The 16,935-nt window shown below is 68.3% G+C and carries 15 protein-coding genes; 2 read left to right on the top strand and 13 right to left on the bottom strand.

The genetic code is table 11. The annotated features are described in order from the left end of the window. Positions 1 to 126 precede the first annotated feature (126 nt). Positions 127 to 1,641, bottom strand: a complete 1,515-nt coding sequence (locus AB4Z18_RS04185; protein WP_441781440.1) for an FGGY-family carbohydrate kinase — start codon at positions 1,639 to 1,641, stop codon at positions 127 to 129. A 76-nt stretch (positions 1,642 to 1,717) separates the two neighbouring features. Next, on the bottom strand, positions 1,718 to 2,692 hold the full coding sequence (locus tag AB4Z18_RS04180) for a LacI family DNA-binding transcriptional regulator (RefSeq protein ID WP_441781439.1): 975 nt from the start codon (positions 2,690 to 2,692) through the stop codon (positions 1,718 to 1,720). A gap of 194 nt (positions 2,693 to 2,886) precedes the next feature. On the opposite strand from AB4Z18_RS04180, the gene AB4Z18_RS04175 reads away from it, so the two are divergent. Then, positions 2,887 to 4,008 carry a glycoside hydrolase family 172 protein gene (locus tag AB4Z18_RS04175; RefSeq protein ID WP_441781438.1) on the top strand — a complete coding sequence of 374 codons (1,122 nt, stop codon included), beginning with the start codon at positions 2,887 to 2,889 and terminating at the stop codon, positions 4,006 to 4,008. A gap of 56 nt (positions 4,009 to 4,064) precedes the next feature. On the opposite strand, the gene AB4Z18_RS04170 is transcribed toward AB4Z18_RS04175, so the two are convergent. The 7 genes from AB4Z18_RS04170 to AB4Z18_RS04140 all read right to left on the bottom strand — a co-directional run bounded on the left by AB4Z18_RS04170 (position 4,065) and on the right by AB4Z18_RS04140 (position 11,991). Then, the gene (locus AB4Z18_RS04170; protein ID WP_441781437.1) at positions 4,065 to 4,271 is read right to left on the bottom strand and encodes an RbsD/FucU domain-containing protein; all 207 of its coding nucleotides are present in this window, start codon (positions 4,269 to 4,271) and stop codon (positions 4,065 to 4,067) included. A gap of 244 nt (positions 4,272 to 4,515) precedes the next feature. After that, positions 4,516 to 6,072, bottom strand: coding sequence for a DUF4185 domain-containing protein (locus tag AB4Z18_RS04165; RefSeq protein ID WP_441781436.1), 1,557 nt, complete (start codon positions 6,070 to 6,072; stop codon positions 4,516 to 4,518). A gap of 29 nt (positions 6,073 to 6,101) precedes the next feature. After that, a complete protein-coding gene (locus AB4Z18_RS04160) occupies positions 6,102 to 7,556 on the bottom strand; it encodes a mannitol dehydrogenase family protein (protein ID WP_441781435.1) in 1,455 nt (484 codons plus the stop codon). Then, on the bottom strand, positions 7,553 to 8,374 hold the full coding sequence (locus AB4Z18_RS04155; RefSeq protein WP_441781434.1) for a carbohydrate ABC transporter permease: 822 nt from the start codon (positions 8,372 to 8,374) through the stop codon (positions 7,553 to 7,555). The genes AB4Z18_RS04160 and AB4Z18_RS04155 overlap by 4 nt, the downstream gene beginning before the upstream one ends. 13 nt (positions 8,375 to 8,387) lie before the next feature. Then, entirely contained in the window at positions 8,388 to 9,392 is a 1,005-nt protein-coding gene (locus tag AB4Z18_RS04150; RefSeq protein ID WP_441781433.1) for a carbohydrate ABC transporter permease, read from the bottom strand. 69 nt (positions 9,393 to 9,461) lie between these two features. Then, positions 9,462 to 10,802, bottom strand: coding sequence for an ABC transporter substrate-binding protein (locus AB4Z18_RS04145; RefSeq protein WP_441781432.1), 1,341 nt, complete (start codon positions 10,800 to 10,802; stop codon positions 9,462 to 9,464). A gap of 49 nt (positions 10,803 to 10,851) precedes the next feature. Next, entirely contained in the window at positions 10,852 to 11,991 is a 1,140-nt protein-coding gene (locus AB4Z18_RS04140) for a DUF4185 domain-containing protein (RefSeq protein WP_441781431.1), read from the bottom strand. Between the two features lie 216 nt (positions 11,992 to 12,207). Between AB4Z18_RS04140 and AB4Z18_RS04135 the strand changes: the two genes are divergently transcribed. Beyond that, entirely contained in the window at positions 12,208 to 13,167 is a 960-nt protein-coding gene (locus AB4Z18_RS04135) for a hypothetical protein (RefSeq protein WP_441781430.1), read from the top strand. A gap of 10 nt (positions 13,168 to 13,177) precedes the next feature. On the opposite strand, the gene AB4Z18_RS04130 is transcribed toward AB4Z18_RS04135, so the two are convergent. From AB4Z18_RS04130 to AB4Z18_RS04115, 4 genes are all read right to left on the bottom strand, one after another. Next, positions 13,178 to 14,392 carry an MFS transporter gene (locus AB4Z18_RS04130; protein ID WP_441781429.1) on the bottom strand — a complete coding sequence of 405 codons (1,215 nt, stop codon included), beginning with the start codon at positions 14,390 to 14,392 and terminating at the stop codon, positions 13,178 to 13,180. 142 nt (positions 14,393 to 14,534) lie between these two features. Further along, positions 14,535 to 15,083, bottom strand: a complete 549-nt coding sequence (locus tag AB4Z18_RS04125; RefSeq protein ID WP_441781428.1) for a cysteine hydrolase family protein — start codon at positions 15,081 to 15,083, stop codon at positions 14,535 to 14,537. Then, positions 15,080 to 16,591, bottom strand: coding sequence for a purine-cytosine permease family protein (locus AB4Z18_RS04120; protein WP_441781427.1), 1,512 nt, complete (start codon positions 16,589 to 16,591; stop codon positions 15,080 to 15,082). Before AB4Z18_RS04120 ends, AB4Z18_RS04125 begins: the two co-directional genes overlap by 4 nt. Continuing rightward, the gene (locus AB4Z18_RS04115) at positions 16,575 to 16,856 is read right to left on the bottom strand and encodes a hypothetical protein (RefSeq protein ID WP_441781426.1); all 282 of its coding nucleotides are present in this window, start codon (positions 16,854 to 16,856) and stop codon (positions 16,575 to 16,577) included. Before AB4Z18_RS04115 ends, AB4Z18_RS04120 begins: the two co-directional genes overlap by 17 nt. Positions 16,857 to 16,935 lie beyond the last annotated feature (79 nt).

Genomic DNA, 16,935 nt, shown 5'->3' with positions numbered 1-16,935 from the left:
TTCTCGGCCAACGTGGCGTGAAATCGGTTTCAAGTATGTCGCGCTTCTGGCGCCGATGCAAGCTCATGACGCCTGAAACAAGCGGGATGCTGTCGTGAAATCGAATGCAGTACCGCGCGCGGGTCGTTATCCAGCCAGCACCAGCGACGCGGACCGTCGCTGCAGGTCCGCCAGCGCATGCGCGGTCTCCGCCGTGCGCACGTAGAGACCGCGGTACAGCGCGTACAGCTCGTCGTAGAGTTCCGCCGCCTCCGCACGCGGCGAGCGCACGTCGACGACGGGGTTCCACCGGTCGATATCGGCCGGACCGACTGCGGCAGCGGCCAGGAACGCGGCGCCGAGGCTCGCTCCGACGACAAGTGACGGGATGGCCTGCGGGCGTCCCGTCACATCGCTCACGATCTGGGTCCACAGCGTCCCCTGCGCACCGCCGCCGACCGCGACGATCCGGTCGATGCGACCGCCCGCCGCCTCCATCACCTCGATGTTGTGGCGGACCCCGAACGCAGTGGCCTCCAGGGCTGCACGGTAGAGGTCGCCGCGGGTGTGGCTGACGGTCAGGCCGACGATGACGCCGCGCGCGTCCGGATCGGCGATGGGCGTCCGCTCGCCCGCGAAGTACGGCAGCATCAAGAGCCCTCCGGCTCCGGCGGGCGAGCGCTCCGCGAGTGCGATCAGCTCCGGGTATCCCGGAGAGCCGAACAGCTCGCGCAGCCAGGCGGTGATGGCGCCCGAGGTGGCCATCCCACCTGCGAGGTTGTGCGTGCCGGGAAGAGCGCCGACGGTGCCCCACAGCGCGGACGAGGTCACCGGCTCCGGCACCGTGTTCACCAGGAACATGGTCGTCCCGTACATCAGCATGAGGTCGCCGTCGTTCTGCGCGCCGACGCTGAGGGCCTCCGACCAGGCGTCGATCGTCCCGGCGATGACGGGCACGCCGGCGGGAAGGCCGGTCGAGGCGGCGGCGTCCACGGTGACTCGCCCGGCCACCTCGCCGGGCCACAGCAGCGGCGGCAGGTCGACCCACGGCGCGACGTCGTGCGCCCATTCGGGGATCCAGTCCTGCGCGGACGCGTCGTGCAGCGGCGTGCACTGGCTCGCCGAGTGGTGGTCCAGGTAGTACTCGCCGGTCAGCCGGAAGCCGAGCCACGAGCTCGGCATGAAGAGCCGCCGGCGCCGGGCGGCGACTTCGGGTTCGTTCTCGGCAAGCCAGGCGAGCTTGGGGCCGACCGCCTGGGTCGACAGGGCGGAGCCGCAGCGCTCGCGGATGGCGTCGGCTCCTCCGAACTCCTCCGTGAGCCGTTCGATCTGAGCGGTGGACCGGGTGTCGATGCCGTACAGGATGGCCGGGCGAAGCGGCTCCCCCGCGTCGTCGGTGATGAGGGCGCACGGCCCCATCCCGCTCACACCGACCGCGACCACCGCGACGCCGTCGGCAGCCGGGGCGGACAGCAGTTCGCGGCAGATGCCGGCGAACTCGTCCCACCAGATGCGCGCATCCATCTCGACGAACCCCGGCTTCGGACGGTCGACCGCGTGCTCGCGCGTGGCGGTGGCGAGGACATCGCCGTCGGTCGTGACCAGCACGCCCTTGCTGCTGGAGGTGCCGATGTCGACGCCGACGGTGGCGGCTCTGCTCATGCGCACAGCGTCGCAGAAATCGATTTCACCGTCAAGCAGGGATGCGGCGCCCGCGCGTCAGCGGGGCGCCCGGGCCCTACTCGCCGGTTCCCACCTCGTTACGCAGCACGATGGTGCGCGCGGGCTGGTCGTCGCCGTTGATCCGGTCGAGCAGCAGCTTGGCTGCCGTCACTCCGAGGTGTCGCGCAGGAAGGTGGACGACCGTGATCTCCTTCGGGGCGAACCCCGCGTACGGCAGGTCGCCGAAGACGGCCATCCCGAACGCCGGCGGCACCATCCCACGCTCGGCCAGCAGCTGCAGAGCGCCGACGCTCATCAGGTTGTTGGTCACGAACACCGCGTCCGGCGGCTCCGGCAGCTCCAGGAGTTCGCTCATCGCCTCGAAGCCACCACTCACCCGGTAGTTGGAGTAGCGCAGGTAGCGGTCGGGATCGGAGACCCCGGACCCTGCGACGACCTCGCGCCATCCATCGGCGCGCTCCTGCGCGGTCTCGACGTCACTCGGGCCGGTGATGCAGGCGATCCGCCGGAAGCCCTGCTCCAGCAGTCGACTCGTGGCCGCATGGCCGCCCGCGCGGTTGTCGACCATTACCGCGTCGATGTCGAAGCCGTGGGGACCACGGTCGACCGCAACGACGGGCCGGCGGCGCTCCAGCAGCTTGCCGAGGTCGGTGTGGTCGCCGGCGACGGCGATGATGACGCCGGCCATGTTGTCGCTGATCGCGATGTCGAGGTACTTGGTCTCCTTCTCCGGGTCCTCATCGGTGTTGCAGAGGACGACGGAGTACCCGGCCTCCTGCGCCACATCCTCGACACCGCGCGCGAGCGAAGTGAAGAACGGGTTCTCGATGTCGGGGATCAGGAGGGCGATGACCTCCGAGTGCTGGCGACGCAGGGTGCGGGCCGCGCGGCTCGGGGTGAAGGACAGCTCGGCCGCAGCCTCGCGCACCAGGCGAGACTTCTCGGGAGAGACATTGAGGCCGTTGAAAACGCGTGAAACCGTCGCGGGAGACACCCCCGCCAGGGCCGCCACTTCGTAGATCGTCGGCATCGGCTCTCCGTGTCTTCGTGCGGCGAACTCGCCGGTTTCCGTACTGTAGCGCGCACGGCGTCCGTTGTTGACACCCCCGCTCCTCGACTCTACAGTGATGAAATCGATTGCACCAAGGTCCTGGTTGACAGCAGGATCCGTCGGCTGCAGCAGACGCGCCCCTCTCATCCGCACGACGACGTACAGGAGAATCCGTGACGAACGCCGACCTCAGCTCGATCTCGCACTTGCGGGCCGTGGAGACCCGCTCGATCAGCCCGGAGAACTTCGACGGCTCCCGCGGCGGCGGCGGCCGGGCGACCGAAGGCACCGGCGCCGCCAGCGCACGCGACCTCGGACCAGGGTGGAAGATCTCCCCCAGCGTGGACATCCCGGCCGGTGAGACGTTCGAGCTCGTCTCGATCGCCGGTGCGGGCAAGATCACCCACATCTGGATCACCACGCACAAGGACAACTGGCGGACGCTGTTGTTCCGCGCGTACTGGGACGGCGCTGATGAGCCTGCGATCGAGGTGCCGTACGGCGACTTCTTCTGCAACGGCTGGGGCGAGTTCGCCCAGGTCAGCTCGCAGCCCATCGCGGCCAATCCGAACGGCGGGTTCAACTCCTACTGGCCCATGCCGTTCCAGGATGGCGCCCGCCTGACCATCGAGAACGTCTCGACCGTGCCCGTGCGGGTCTACTACCAGGTGACGTACGAGCTCGGCGGCGACTATAGCGCCGACGGCTACCTGCACGCCCAGTGGCGGCGCAGCAACCCGCTCGAGCACCTCACACCGCACACCATCGTGGAGGGCATCGAGGGCAGCGGCCACTACGTCGGCACGTACATCGCCTGGGGCGTCAACAGCAACGGCTGGTGGGGCGAGGGCGAGATCAAGTTCTACCTCGACGATGACGACGAGTTCCCGACCATCTGCGGCACCGGCACCGAGGACTACTTCGGCGGCGCCTGGAACTTCGACATCCCCGGCCAGGGCTACACCGAGTTCACCACGCCGTACCTCGGGATGCCGCAGGTGCTCCGGCCGGACGGCCTGTACCGCAGCCAGCAGCGTTTCGGGATGTATCGCTGGCACCTGCTCGACCCCATCCACTTCGCCGAGCGCCTGCGCGTCGACATCCAGGCCCTCGGCTGGCGTTCCGGCTGGCGCTACCTGCCGCTGCGCGACGACATCGCCTCGACGGCGCTGTTCTACCTCGACCGGCCGACCGCACGCCGGCCGAAGACCCCGAGCGCCGACGACCTGGAGGTGCACTTGGGCAAGGAGGCCGTGCCGGACCTCGGCGCCCTCCCACCTCGCGACCCGAGCTGACCCGCCGAACGCCGAACCGCCCCTGCCGTCAGCGACAGGGGCGGTTCTGCGTCTCCTCAGAGCGCGAGCGGCACCGCGAGCCCTTTGCGCAGGATCAGATTCCCGAACGCCCGCGTCTCGCCCGTGCGGACGAGGGCGAACGCCTCCGCCGCCCCGCATAGAGGGCATCGCGGCCGAGAAGCGGCAGCGAGCGGTCCGCGAGGCCCACCGCAGCGTCCGTCTCGGAGTGGATGGCCGGCCACCGGGGGCGGCGTCGGGTCCATCGTCGGCGATCCCTAGCGAACGACAACGTGCCCCGAATCTCCTTCAACTGGCAGTAGTGAAGGAGATTCGGCCGCAACGGATCCGAATCTCCTTCACTGGCGACGGGGCAAACGTCGGAGAAACCGGCCCGATTCTCCGACCCACCGCGGTGCGGATGGTGATCCGCGCCCAGATCGCACATATCTCCGACGGTGGCCTTCGGATCTCCGACGGTGCCAGGCGGTGCGGCGGCACACGCCCCTCCTAGCTCGCCGCGAGCGAGACGTCGTCGAGCTGGACCCAGATGTCGCCGTGATCTGTCCAGACCCCGCCGTAGACGATCACCGCGGTACGGCTCCCACTTGCGAAGTCGACCGTGAACCGCGTCCACGAGCCCACCGAGGTGAAGTGCGCCTCGGAGATCACCGCGCCGGCCGTGTCCCGGACCCCGAAGAACCCGTTGTCGCTGTTCGCGGAGGTCCGCACCCAGCCGGTCAGCCGATACGAGGTGTTCGCGGTGACCGGCACGGTCTGGTGCACGTCCTGCCAGCCGCTGTTGTACCGGGCGAACGCATTGTTGTCACCCGAGTAGCCCCAGTGGCCGGTGTCGATGCCGCAGTTGGCGCTGCACGCCCACGAGCCCCCGGTGCCGGCCGATGTGAGCGCCGACCGCTCGAAGCTCGGGTCCCCGACCAGGTTGGGCTTCACGATCTGCGCGCTCGTGTTCAGCTGCACCTTCATCAGGTAGACGTTGTACGGATCCCACTGCGACATCGTGAAGTAGATCGTGCCGTTGGCGCTCCACGGGTGCATGAACCCGCCGTACAGCCCCGGGTAGTCGGCCGAACTGACGACGACCTGAGCGGAACTCCAGGGCCCGGTCGGGCTGGATGCGGTGCGCAGGATGATGTCCTCGCCCTGCAGGTACATCATCAGCCACTTGCCGGTGTACGCGTCGTACCGCACGGAGAGCTCCGACACCGGGGCACTGACGATCGCCGCGGCCGAGCTCTCGGAGGCGACCCAGGAGGAGCCGTTCCAGTACTGATACGCCGACTGCGTCAGCACCGACGCCTCGGCGACCCGGGCGACGTAGGCGCTGCCGCCGCGGCCGCTGGGCGTGCCGAAGACGTAGAGGTAGCCGCCATTGCGCGCGAATGCCTGCATCTGGAAGTGGTCGGTCAGCGACGGGTTGTTCCAGGTCGGCGTCCCGGTCGTCGTCCAGGTGGTGCCGTTGTCGTCCGAGTAGGCGAGCCGCGCGTAGTTGGTGTCCCACTGGCCGGGGTCGCCCCAGTGCTTCACCGACATGTACGAGAGGTACTGCCGGGAGCCGATGGAGATGCCCGCTGTCGGGATCTTCGTGACCTCTCCCGCCGCCTCGTTGTGCACTCCCGGGATGATCTCGCGAGCGCGGCCGTCGCTGGCGGTGACGGCGCTGGAGTAGTCCATTCCGTCGGCGAGCGTGGTGTCGGTGGAGCGGAGCAGGACGTTGCTGCGCCAGTTCGCATCCCCGGCGCCGAGTGCCCCGCCGCCCGGCCCGACCCAGGCGTCGCCGAAGGTGTCGCCGAACGCGGAGAGTACCTGGCCTGCGCCGTTGTCCCACATGATGCCGAGGTCGGTCGCCTTCACGTTCCAGCGGCCGTAGGTGTTGTTCGGCGAGTCCGGCCCGGTCAGCTTCTCCACCAGGCTGGCCGGGGTATGCGTCGTGCTCGCGACTGCAGGCGTGGAGCCGACGATGCCGCCGGCCACCAGGCCGGCGGCGGCGAGGACGGCGGCCACGCCGCCTGCCGCCCGCCGGTGGAATCGGAGTTCGTGCGTCATTGCGTTTCCTCTCTTCCTCGCGGGGCCGATCAGCTCCGCGTCAGCAGTGCCTCCAGCGTCGCCTGGGCGCCGTCGCGGTGCAGGGCGACCAGCGCCGCCGCGTACTCGCGGGTGAAGCGGTCGTCCTCGGCCAGGTCGCCGAACAACGAGGGCTCGCGCAGGAACGCGAGCTCGTCGTCGCCGTAGCGCCGGGCGTTCGCCATCACGGTGTCGCGTAGTCGATCGACCACCTCGAAGCTCTCGCCGCTCTCACCAACGCCCTCGGCGTAGCGTGCCCAGCTGGCGACGATCGCCGCCGAGAGGCGGACCGGTCCACCGGCGGCGAGCTGCTCGCGCACGACCGGCAGCAGCCACTTCGGGATGCGGTCGGACGACTCCGCGCACAGCCGCGCCAGCGTGTCGAGGACGTACTCGTTGCCGAACCGCTCGAGCAGCGTCCGCTTGTACACGCCTAGGTCGACGCCGGGAACCGGACGGAGCGTCGGAGTGGCTTCCTCGTCCATGTACCGCATCAGCAGCTCCGCGATCAGCGGATCGCGCGCCGCCTCGTGCGCGTACGTGTAGCCGCTCAACCGGCCGAAGTAGCACATCCCCTGGTGGCTGGCGTTGAGGAGCCGCAGCTTCATCAGCTCGTACGGCTCGACGTCGTCGACCAGCTGCACGCCCGCCCGCTCGTACGGCGGGCGTCCGCCGGGGAACGCATCCTCGAGCACCCACTGGAAGAACGGCTCGGCGACCACGGGCCAGGAGTCCTCCACCCCGAATTCGGCGGCGATCTCCTCCCGGTCGCGATCCGTCGTCACGGGGGTGATGCGGTCGACCATCGAGTTCGGGAAGGAGACGTTGCTCCCGATCCACTCCCCCAGCTCAGCGTCCTTCAGCCGCGCGAAGGCGGTGAACACGCGCTGGGCGATATGACCGTTGCCCTGGATGTTGTCGCAGGACATCACCGTGAACGGCGGGATGCCCCGCTCGCGCCGGCGTCGCAGCGCCTCGGTCACGAGGCCGAAGACGGTGGAGGGTACCGCGCCCGGCTGCAGATCGGCCACGACTGCCGGGCCGGTCGCGTCGAACTCCCCGGTCACCTGGTCGATGCTGTAGCCGCCCTCGGTGATCGTCAGCGAGACGATGCGGACGCCGGGGTCGGCCATCCGCTCGATCGCCGCCTCCGGGTCGTCCGGCGCGTACAGGTACTGCACGATGGAGCCGATCTCGCGTGCCTCCCGCCGGCCGTCCGGGTGCTTCAGCACCAGCGTGTAGCGGCCGTCCTGCGCGCGCAGCACGTCGCGCATCCGCTGGTCCTGCGGCAGCACGCCGATGCCGCAGATGGCCCAGTCGGTCGCGAGCCCCTCCCGCATCAGATTGTCGACCACCATGGCCTGATGCGCGCGGTGGAACCCGCCGACGCCGAAGTGGACGATGCCCACGGCGAGCGCGGAACGGTCGTACTGCGGACGGTCCACCTGCCCCTGCCCGGCGGTCACTTGATCCCCGAGATGCGCACACCGTTCACGATGAACCGTTGGAAGATCAGCAGCAGCACGATGGTCGGCAGAGCGGCGAGCGTCGAGCCTGCCATGAGCATCCCCCAGTCGTTTCCGCGATCCGAACGGAAGTTGCCGAGGAACTGCATGATCTGCGTCAGGTTGGGGTCGGTGATCGTGAGGATGGGCCAGACGTACGCGTTCCAGTAGGCGAGGTAGGACGCGATCCCCATGACCACGAACGGCGCGGCCGACTGCGGCAGGAACACCCGCAGGAAGATCTGCCAGCGGGTGGCGCCGTCGATCAGCGCCGCCTCCTCCACCGCCACCGGGAAGCCCAGGTAGAACTGCCGGATGAAGAACATCTGAGCAGCGGATGCCGCACCCGGGATGATCAGCACGGCCAGGGTGTTCAGCATCCCGAGGGCCGACACGACCATGAACGAGGTGAGCAGGATGGCCATCATCGGGATGAACATCGGCATGATGCAGTAGACCCACCAGAACCGCTTGCCCCGGAAGTCGAGCCGGGCGAACGCGTAGGCGGCGAGGGAGTTGATCACGAGGCTCAGCGCCGTGAAGATCAGTGCACCGACGAACGTGATCACCATCGCCCGCGAGAACTGCGGGTCCTGCAGGATCTTGACGTAGTTGTCGAACCGCCACACCTCAGGGAAGAACTGGAACGGCGAACGCAGCACCTCGGTCTTGCCCTTGAAGCCGGCGATCGCCATCCAGGCGAGCGGGAACAGGACGCTGACGCTGATCAAGACGATCAGCACCGTGGACAGCACCCGCTGGGGGACGCTCTTCTTCATTCGTTCTCTCCCGCTATCCGTCGACTGCTTTGTCGGAGTTGATGAGCCTGAACACGACGATCGAGATCGCGCCGAGCACGACGAACAGCAGTAGCGCCGCGGTGAGCGAGAAGCTGGTCGCGTACGGCGTGAGATCGCGGAAGCTGTTGAAGATGAACAGGTTCGGTGTCGTGGTCGCGTCGACCGGGCCGCCGCCGGTCATGATCAGCGGCAGGTCGAGCATCTGGATCGCCAGGGTGAACCCCGTGACGATGAGGTACAGGAAGACGTTCTTCAGCAGCGGGATGGTGATGAACCAGGTCCGCTGGAGGAAGTTGGCCCCATCCAGCTGTGCCGACTCGTAGTAGCTGTCCGGGATGTCGAGCAGCCCCGCCAGGAGGATGAGCGTGGTGACGCCGAAGCCCAGCCAGATGCCGGGGATGGCGATGGCGGGGAGGGCCGTGGCCGGGTCGTTCAGCCAGGCGACCGGTCCGGCGTTCAGCAGGCTGAGCAGCCAGTTCGCCACTCCCTGGTCCTGGTAGATGAACACGAACAGGACGGACGCGACGACGGTGGATACGACCGCGGGCAGGTAGACCGTCGTCTTCATGAAAGATGCCGCCTTCTTGCTCAGCGTCTTGATGAAGCTCGCCAGCAGCAGCGCGAGGATGAGCCCCGTCGGCACAACCAGCACCGCGTAGTACAGGCCGACGCCGATGGACTTCCAGAACCGCGGACTGACCAGCACGTACTGGTAGAACTGCAGGCCGACGAACTCCGGATCCTTGTAGAAGCTGATCTTGAACGTGCTCAGGTAGACGGAGTAGATGAGCGGCCAGATGACGAAGATGGTGAGCAGGATCACCATCGGCGCGATCATCAGGTACGCCGTCCTGTTGTCGCGCAGATGCTTGGCGACAGGCTGCACGGTCTCCCGGCGCCGCCTGCGCCTGGTCGCGGTGCCGTCGGCGGCGTCGGCGATCACCTGGGCTTCGGCCGGCGGGGTCTGAACCTCGCCGGCGGGATTGAGAACTGACACGGGAGATCCCCTCGGCTGGCCGGTGCCCGGCGACGCGGGGGGACGTCGCCGGGCACCGGGTACTCGTGACTACTTCTTGGGCGCCGTCCCGGCGAGCGACTGCTTCTGGATGACGTCGTTGATGGCGTCGTCAGCCGTCTTCAGCGAGGTGGGCACGTCGGCGCTTCCCTTCATCGCGGACTCCAGCGCCGTCCCGAAGGCGAGCGAGATGTCCCACGGGTAGGAGGGCTCCTGCTTGCCGTTCGGCACGATCTGGTCCGAGATGATCTTCATGAACGGATCGTTGTGCGCCTCCGGAGTGTTGGCGAGGGCGTCGTCGACCGAGGTTCGGACGGTGTACTTGGAGTAGCCGCTGGTCTTGAAGAAGTCGGCCATGATCGCGGGGTCGCCCGCGAGCAGGTACTTGATGAAGTCGGCGGCCTGCTGCTTGGCCTTCGACTTGCCGTCGACGGTCAGCGTCCATCCACCCAGGGTCGCCGTCGTCTTGTCGGGCGAGCCGGACATCGACGGGAACGGAGCGACGGCAGTCTTGGCGACCATGTCGGGGAAGTCGTTCTTCAGCTGACCGACGGCCCACGAGCCGTCCGCCATCATCGCGACCTCGCCCTGACCGTACGGCGTCGCGTCCGCATAGCCGACCTTCGGCTGCTGAGGCATGAGTCCGCCCTGGTAGAGCGACTTGTAGAAGTCGGCGAGCTTGGCGAAGCACGGGTCGGTGGCCGTCGCCTTCGACCAGTCCTCATTGACGGGCAGGTGGCCGCACGCGCTGTACTGCAGGCCCCAACTCGACCAGCCGAGGTCGGCCGCCACCGAGGCGATGGTCATGCCCTTCGTGTCGCCGGAGGTGAGCTTCTTGGCCCACTCGAGGAGCTCGTCCCACGTCTTGGGCGGGTTGGCCGGGTCGAGACCGGCCGCCTGGGCGAGATCCGTGCGGTAGTACAGCACGGTCGACGGCTCGACGAGCATCGGGTAGGCGAAGTGCTTGCCGCCGATGGTGACGAAGCTCTTGACGTTGTCCTTGATGTCGCTGAACGCCTTCGCCGGGATGAGCCCGTCGAGGTCGGCGAACTGTCCGTTCGCGACACCGGCGGCGATGTTTCCGTAGTTGGTGGTCGCGACGTCCGGCGACTTCCCCGCCGCCTGCGCGGCCTTCAGCTTCTGCGGCCAGGTGTCGGCGGGGACGACCTGGTAGTCGATCTTCACCTTGTCCTGGGACGCGTTGTACTTGTCCACATACTTCTTGAACCAGGCCTGCTGGTAGTCCTCGAACTTCTGCTGCCAGAAGGTCACGACCGTCTTGCCGTTCTCGGTCTTGGCGCCTCCGCCCGCGCCGGAACAGCCGGCGAGGACGAGGCCGGCCGCGACCGTGGCGGCCACTGCGAACAGCAGCCTGCTGTGCCTCTTGTGCATGTGTTGTTCCTCCTCGTGATGCGGCTCGTCGTCGAGCCGGGGTGGTGGGCTATCGGCGGACCAGGTCGGCCTTGTACCAATAGACGTTGTAGGGGTCCCAGACGGAGAGCGTGAAGTAGATCGTGCGCCCGCCGTTCGCGGTGAGATTCGGGGAGAGGAACGGGGCGTAGAGGCCGGGCACCTCGTCCTGGGATGCGAGGGTGATCTTCTCGCCCCACGGTCCCCACGGCGTCGCTCCCTCGCGGATGACCGCGCTCGCGGCGCCGCCGTCGGTGTAGCTCATGATCCAGCGCGAGAGGTAGTCGTTCCAGACGACCGACAGCTCGCCGACCGTGTCGTCGACGATGGTCTTCGCGTCGGAGGCGCTGGAGCTCCACCGCGGCGAGCCGTCCGCGGCGGTCCCGGAGAAGTACCGGTATGCCGCCTGCTTCTCCACATCCTTCTCGGGCACCGTCATGAGCTGCACGCCGCCGAAGCGGCCATGGGTAACGCCCCAGAAGTACAGGTCGCCGTCGAGCTTCGACACGCTCACCTGGACGAAGTTGCTCTCGCCGCCCCAGCGTGGGGCGTCGAGCTTGGTCCAGGTATGGCCGCCGTCGGTCGAGCGGGCGAAGCCGGCGTAGTTGGTGTCCCACTCGCCGGGCTCGCCCCAGTGCTTGACGGACATGTAGGCCAGGTACATCGCGCCGTTCGCCTCGAAACCGTAGGTCGGGATCGCGGTCATCTCGGTGCCGTCGACCTTCTTGCTGTCGATCAGCTCCTTCGCCCAGCCAAGATCGTCGGCGACGTACCCGTCGAAGCGGATGCCGTCGGAGGGGTCCGTGTCCGTGGAGTAGGCCAGCGCGTTCGAGCGCCACTCGGTGCCGCCTCCACCGGTCAGACCGGCGTCGCGCTGGCCGAACGTGTCGCCGAAGACGAACCACGTCTTGCCGTCGGCCTGGAACATCGAACCGAGGTCCTGGCCCGCGATTTCGAACCGGGCCGTGGAGTTGAGAGAATCATGCCCGGTGAGCTGCGCCACCCGCTTCACACCGGTCACCGCTGACAGAACGAAGGGCTTGTGCGAGACATCGAGCCGAGCGGCGGAGGCGGACGTGCAGCCCGCGAGAACCACTGTGGAGAGGAGAGCCGCCGTCGCCACGACCGCACCACGGCGGGTGCGGGTGCCGATCGGCTGGCGCGATGTCACGGTGGTCCTCTCCGTCGAGTGCCGATTCCGCCCCGGAATCGATGGCTATCAGTAGATCGCAAGAAATCGGTTTCGTCAAGAGGCCATGCCAAACGCCACGAAGTGGCCGCGATCACAGTGACTGATTGCCAGAAACCGATTTCACGTCCGAGCCTTTCGCGCTACAGTATCGGGCGACGCCGCCACGCCGCTCGGCGCCGAGGAAGGAGCTCGCCGATGAGCCGCACCGAGACATCCCCGCACCAGCAGAGCTGGCTGCGCCCGGACGCTACCACGGCCGCTGAGCCGGCCGCAGAGCCGCGGTGGGGACACCCCGACGGCATTCAGGTGGGCCTTCACCCGCTCCCCGGTCCGCGCGGTCTGCTCCGGATCTTTGCCCCCTACCTCGGCCACCCCCGAGATCGCCTGCTCAATTTCATCGCGCTGGAGCCGATCCCTCAGGGAGAGACCGCGCGCGGCTACTCGGAGCTCGAACACAGCGCACTCGACGACGCGCCCGGCAAGCGCTTCTGGAGCGCCGACGATCTCTCTGACATCGCCCCGCGGGATCCGTTGTCCCCGGCCCAGGGTGTGGTGGAGCTGGTGGATGGCGTCGAGACGCTCACCGTGCACATCCTGTCGGAGCGGTTCGACAACGGCGCCGAGGTGGCCGTGCGGGTCCGGTTCCGGAGCGATCGGCCGCACGAGCTGGCACTCGCGACGCTCGCGCTGCCCGGGTCGGCGCCGCTCGAGTACCTCGTCGTCACGGCGACGATGGGCAACTACGCGCGGCTCCGCCGACTCGCGCTGGCGGACGCGACCGTCACCCCGGCCGAACTCTGGCCCGGCTTCACTGGCGCCCACTTCGCCGAGCACGCCGAGTTCGCGCTGGACCGCCTGCCGAGGAACGCGGCGGGCGAGGTGGAGGTGTCCGCGACGACCGACGAGGCGGATCCGGAAGCAGCCGTCTACGACTCCGACGTCGCCGAGCACTGGAAGTACTCGGGCCTCCGCGCAGTGCAGACCTGGATCGCCGCCGATCCCGACCCGCGCCTGCGAGTGCTGGTCAACGCGCGGGCGGCGTACTGGGCGAGCACCGCGACGATCCCCGGCGGCCCGTCCTTCGAGAACTTCGAGTTCGTCGAGCCGTTCCGGCAGGGCCGCGAGTTCCGCTTCCGGATCGAACCGGTCGCCTAGATGCGGTCAACTAGAGCGCGCGCCTGCGCGTCATCCGGCCGACCACCGCCACCAGAACGACCGACACCAGCAGCAGGCCGACGTAGCACCACGGCAGCAGCATCAGACCGCCCGCGTCGTAGACGAGCGAGCCGACCAGGGCTCCGCCGCCGATCCCGACGTTGAAGGAGGTCGTGTAGAGCGCGCTCGCGGTGTCACGGAAAGCCGGGGATGACGTGTGCAGCAGGCGGGTCTGCAGCAGCGGCGGCAGGGCGCCGAAGGCGAGCCCCCACAGCATGAACGCGATGAGCGCGGGGATGGGCTGCGCGGCGATCACGGCCAGCGCAGCCACCGCCGCGCCGGTCACGAGCAGCGCCAGGATCAGCCCGAGCTGCGGGCGCGGCCCGAAGACCGAGCCGGCCAGGATGAGACCGACCGCCCCCACGATGCCATAAAGGAACAGCAGAGCTCCGACGTTGCCCGACGGGATGCCCATCGGACCGGTCAGGAACGGCACTACGAACGTGTAGAACGCGTAGTGCCCCACCATCGTGACCGCCGCGATCAGGCAGACCATGATGACGGCCGGGATGGTGCGGTCCTTCTGGCGGGGAGCCGAGCGGTCTCGGCGGCGCCCGCCCGCATCCGCGTCGCGCTCCACGGCGGGCAGCAGCTTCCACACGACGACGGCGCCCACGACCATGAGCGCGGCGAGCAGCGCGAACGACAGGCGCCAGCCGAAGACATGGCCGGCGAACGTGCCGAGCGGCACGCCGAAGATGAACGCGAGAGTGCCGCCGCCCAGCGTGATCGACACAGCCCGGCCGATCTGCTCCTTGGGCACCAGGTGGCCGGCGTACGCGCCGACGATCGACCAGAACATCCCATGGGCGACACCACCGAGCACGCGCGAACCCACGACGAAGGCGTAGTCCGGCGCGATCGCCGTGAGGGCATTCGAAATGCCGAGCACGACGAGGATGCCGATGAGCAGCCCGTGCCGGGGCCAGCGTCGCGTGAGCGCGGTGAGCGGGGTGCTCGTGACCACGACGGTGAACGCGAACACGGTCACGAGGAGCCCGATCTGGGCTTCGCTCACCCCGAGCGACGCGCTCATGTCCGGCAGCAGGCCGGTGGGGATCATCTCGCTCGTGACCGAGAGGAAGGTGGCCGCGGCGAGCGCGATGAGGCCCACCCACGGGAATTTCGGCGCGACGCGCGCCGGAGTCGGCGAAGTGACTGTCATACGGATTCGTCCAACGGACGGCGTTCCCCGGCCATTCCGCGCAGGATGCGTCGGACCGGATGAACCGGGAAGGAATGGCGGGTCGACTACGCGCCCATGTGCGCGCCCAGGGCCGTGCGGGAACCGCCGACCACAAACGATTCTACGGCAGGTCCCTGAGTACGGAAGAGCTGTCCGTGATCTCGATCAGCGGGGCGTACAGGGCCATGGCGTCGAGGGCCCGCTGATGGTCGGCATCCGAGAGCCCCGCGCAGGCGTCCGCGGCGACTCGGATACGCACCCCGGCATCCGCTGCGCCGAGTGCCGTGCTGAGAACGCAGCAGTCGGTCGAGACCCCGGCGAGGACCACATCCTGAGCGCCGCCGAGTGCCTCGCGGAGGTCCGGACCCCACTTGCCGAAGGTCGGCTCGCTGACGACCGGGTGGCCGGTGTCGCGGAACGGGAGGACGAGGTCGTAGATCGGGTCGTCCGCCGGCACCAGCGCGAACGGCCACTGCTCGTAGTACGGCACCCACGCGCCTTCCGGTCGCTCGGGTGCGATAAACCGCGTGAAGATGACGCGGCGGCCGAACGCGGGCACCATCTCCGCGATCACGGCCTCCGCCTCCGAGAAGCGCGGGGTGAACCACTGGCTTGCAGGGTTGCCGAACACCTGCTGCATGTCGATGACGACGAGGACGGGGTCGCTCATCGCGGTACGGTCCCGGTGCTCGCCGCCGACTCTGCGGCCACCGGCAGCTCCTCCTGGCGGCGGACCGCTGCGCGGGAGAAGAGCAGCGTTCCGAGGTAGCCGATCACGAGTGCGACCAGCACTCCGAGATTCGCGAACGCCCAGTCGCCCTCCTTGCCGCCGATCGGCCCGAGCAGGTAACCCTGCCAGGTGAGCCAGGCGGCGGAGCCGTTCGTGACCAGGCCCCACCCGATCGCGGTGCCGACGACGATGAGCGCGATGGGCAGCCAGCGCACCGCGCCGTACCGTCCGCGGCGGTCGTACAGCTCGGCTTCCGCATAGTCACGGCGGCGCAGCTGGATGTCCGCGACGAAGATGCCGCACCACGCGGCGATCGGAACGCCGAGCGTGATGAGGAAGCCCTGGAACGGCACCAGGAAGTCGGTGGCGAAGAACACCACGTAGATGGCACCGGCCGTCATGATCACGCCGTCGATCAGGGCCGCGACGTAGCGCGGGACGCGGACGCCGACGCTCAGCAGGGCGAGCCCGGAGGAGTAGATGTCGAGCACCGCGCCGCCGACGAGACCGAGCACGGCGACGATCACGAACGGTACCAGGAACCACGTGGGCAGCAGCGAAGCGAGCGCACCGATCGGGTCGGAGGCGATCGCGTCGCTGAGCTTCGACGACGACCCGGCGAGCAGCACACCGAAGATCAGCAGGATCACCGGCGCGAGCGACGAGCCGAAGGTAGTCCAGCCGACGACTCCACCGCTGCGAGAACTCCGCGGCAGGTAGCGCGAGTAGTCGGCGGCGGCGTTCACCCAGCCGAGTCCGAATCCGGTCAGCATGAAGACGAAGCCGCCGATGACGTGCGGTGCGTCGCCTGCGGGCAGCGCGGCCACGGCGCCGAGATTGATGTGATTCAGGACGAGCAGGATGTACACGACGGTGAGCACACCGGTCACGATCGTGATGATCATCTGCATGCGCATGATGAGGTTGAAGCCGATCACGCCGCCGATGATGACGAGGGCGACCACGACGATGAGCGCGACCAGCTTGGTGACGACGCCGCCCTCCCAGCCGAGCTGCTCGAACACGGTCGCGGTGGCCAGGGCCGCAAGCGACACGAGCACCGTCTCCCAGCCGACTGTCAGCAGCCACGAGAGCAGCGACGGGACGCGGTTGCCCTCCACCCCGAACATCGCGCGGCTGAGCACCATCGTCGGGGCCGACCCGCGCTTGCCTGCGAGCGAGATCACGCCGCAGAGAAGGAACGACGCGACGATCCCGACCACGCCGACGATCGTCGCCTGCCAGAACGAGATCCCGAATCCGAGCAGGAACGAGCCGTAGCTGAGCCCGAACACCGACACGTTCGCGCCGAACCACGGCCAGAACAGGTCGCGCGGCCGCCCCTTCCTCTCACTCTCGTGGATGGTGTTGAGCCCGTTCAGCTCGACGTTGAAGGCGGACGCTGCGCTCGTACGGGTATCGGGCGCATCCTCACCGGTGCTGGTCATGCACCGATCGTGGTCCACCGTGCGTCCGCGCGTCAACAGCCGCGCCGTCGGCCTGCGCAGGGATCTCTTCGAAGGCTTCCACGCGGTTCCGGACGTACTCGACGAAGCCGATCTTCCGGATGCCCGGCCGCGGATCGACGGGTTGGCCCACCGCCGCCTGACCGAGAATGTACTGCACCTCTTCCGCGAGGCTGCGCCGGGACCCCTCGGCCAGCCGCTCGATCGTTTCGTAGATGTCCTTGTCGACACCGACCGTGACCGTCACTTGTTCCATCATCGCGAGCCTCCTAATGCAGACATATTTTGCATATCACGTCAGGCTAGCACCCCGACCGCTACCCTGA

This window comes from Leifsonia sp. 2TAF2, assembly GCF_052115085.1.
In the GTDB taxonomy this organism is placed as follows: Bacteria; Actinomycetota; Actinomycetes; order Actinomycetales; family Microbacteriaceae; genus Leifsonia.
Note: the sequence above shows the minus strand (reverse complement) of the source record. Positions and strands in the feature narration are given on the sequence as shown.

Bases quoted from the DNA above. Each gene is read 5' to 3' on its own strand.
- AB4Z18_RS04155 (WP_441781434.1), bottom strand. From the start codon at position 8,374: ATGAAGAAGAGCGTCCCCCAGCGGGTGCTGTCCACGGTGCTGATCGTC.
- AB4Z18_RS04170 (WP_441781437.1), bottom strand. From the start codon at position 4,271: ATGGACCCGACGCCGCCCCCGGTGGCCGGCCATCCACTCCGAGACGGA.
- AB4Z18_RS04185 (WP_441781440.1), bottom strand. From the start codon at position 1,641: ATGAGCAGAGCCGCCACCGTCGGCGTCGACATCGGCACCTCCAGCAGC.
- AB4Z18_RS04165 (WP_441781436.1), bottom strand. From the start codon at position 6,072: ATGACGCACGAACTCCGATTCCACCGGCGGGCGGCAGGCGGCGTGGCC.
- AB4Z18_RS04130 (WP_441781429.1), bottom strand. From the start codon at position 14,392: ATGACAGTCACTTCGCCGACTCCGGCGCGCGTCGCGCCGAAATTCCCG.
- AB4Z18_RS04125 (WP_441781428.1), bottom strand. From the start codon at position 15,083: ATGAGCGACCCCGTCCTCGTCGTCATCGACATGCAGCAGGTGTTCGGC.
- AB4Z18_RS04180 (WP_441781439.1), bottom strand. From the start codon at position 2,692: ATGCCGACGATCTACGAAGTGGCGGCCCTGGCGGGGGTGTCTCCCGCG.
- AB4Z18_RS04145 (WP_441781432.1), bottom strand. From the start codon at position 10,802: ATGCACAAGAGGCACAGCAGGCTGCTGTTCGCAGTGGCCGCCACGGTC.
- AB4Z18_RS04120 (WP_441781427.1), bottom strand. From the start codon at position 16,591: ATGACCAGCACCGGTGAGGATGCGCCCGATACCCGTACGAGCGCAGCG.
- AB4Z18_RS04135 (WP_441781430.1), top strand. From the start codon at position 12,208: ATGAGCCGCACCGAGACATCCCCGCACCAGCAGAGCTGGCTGCGCCCG.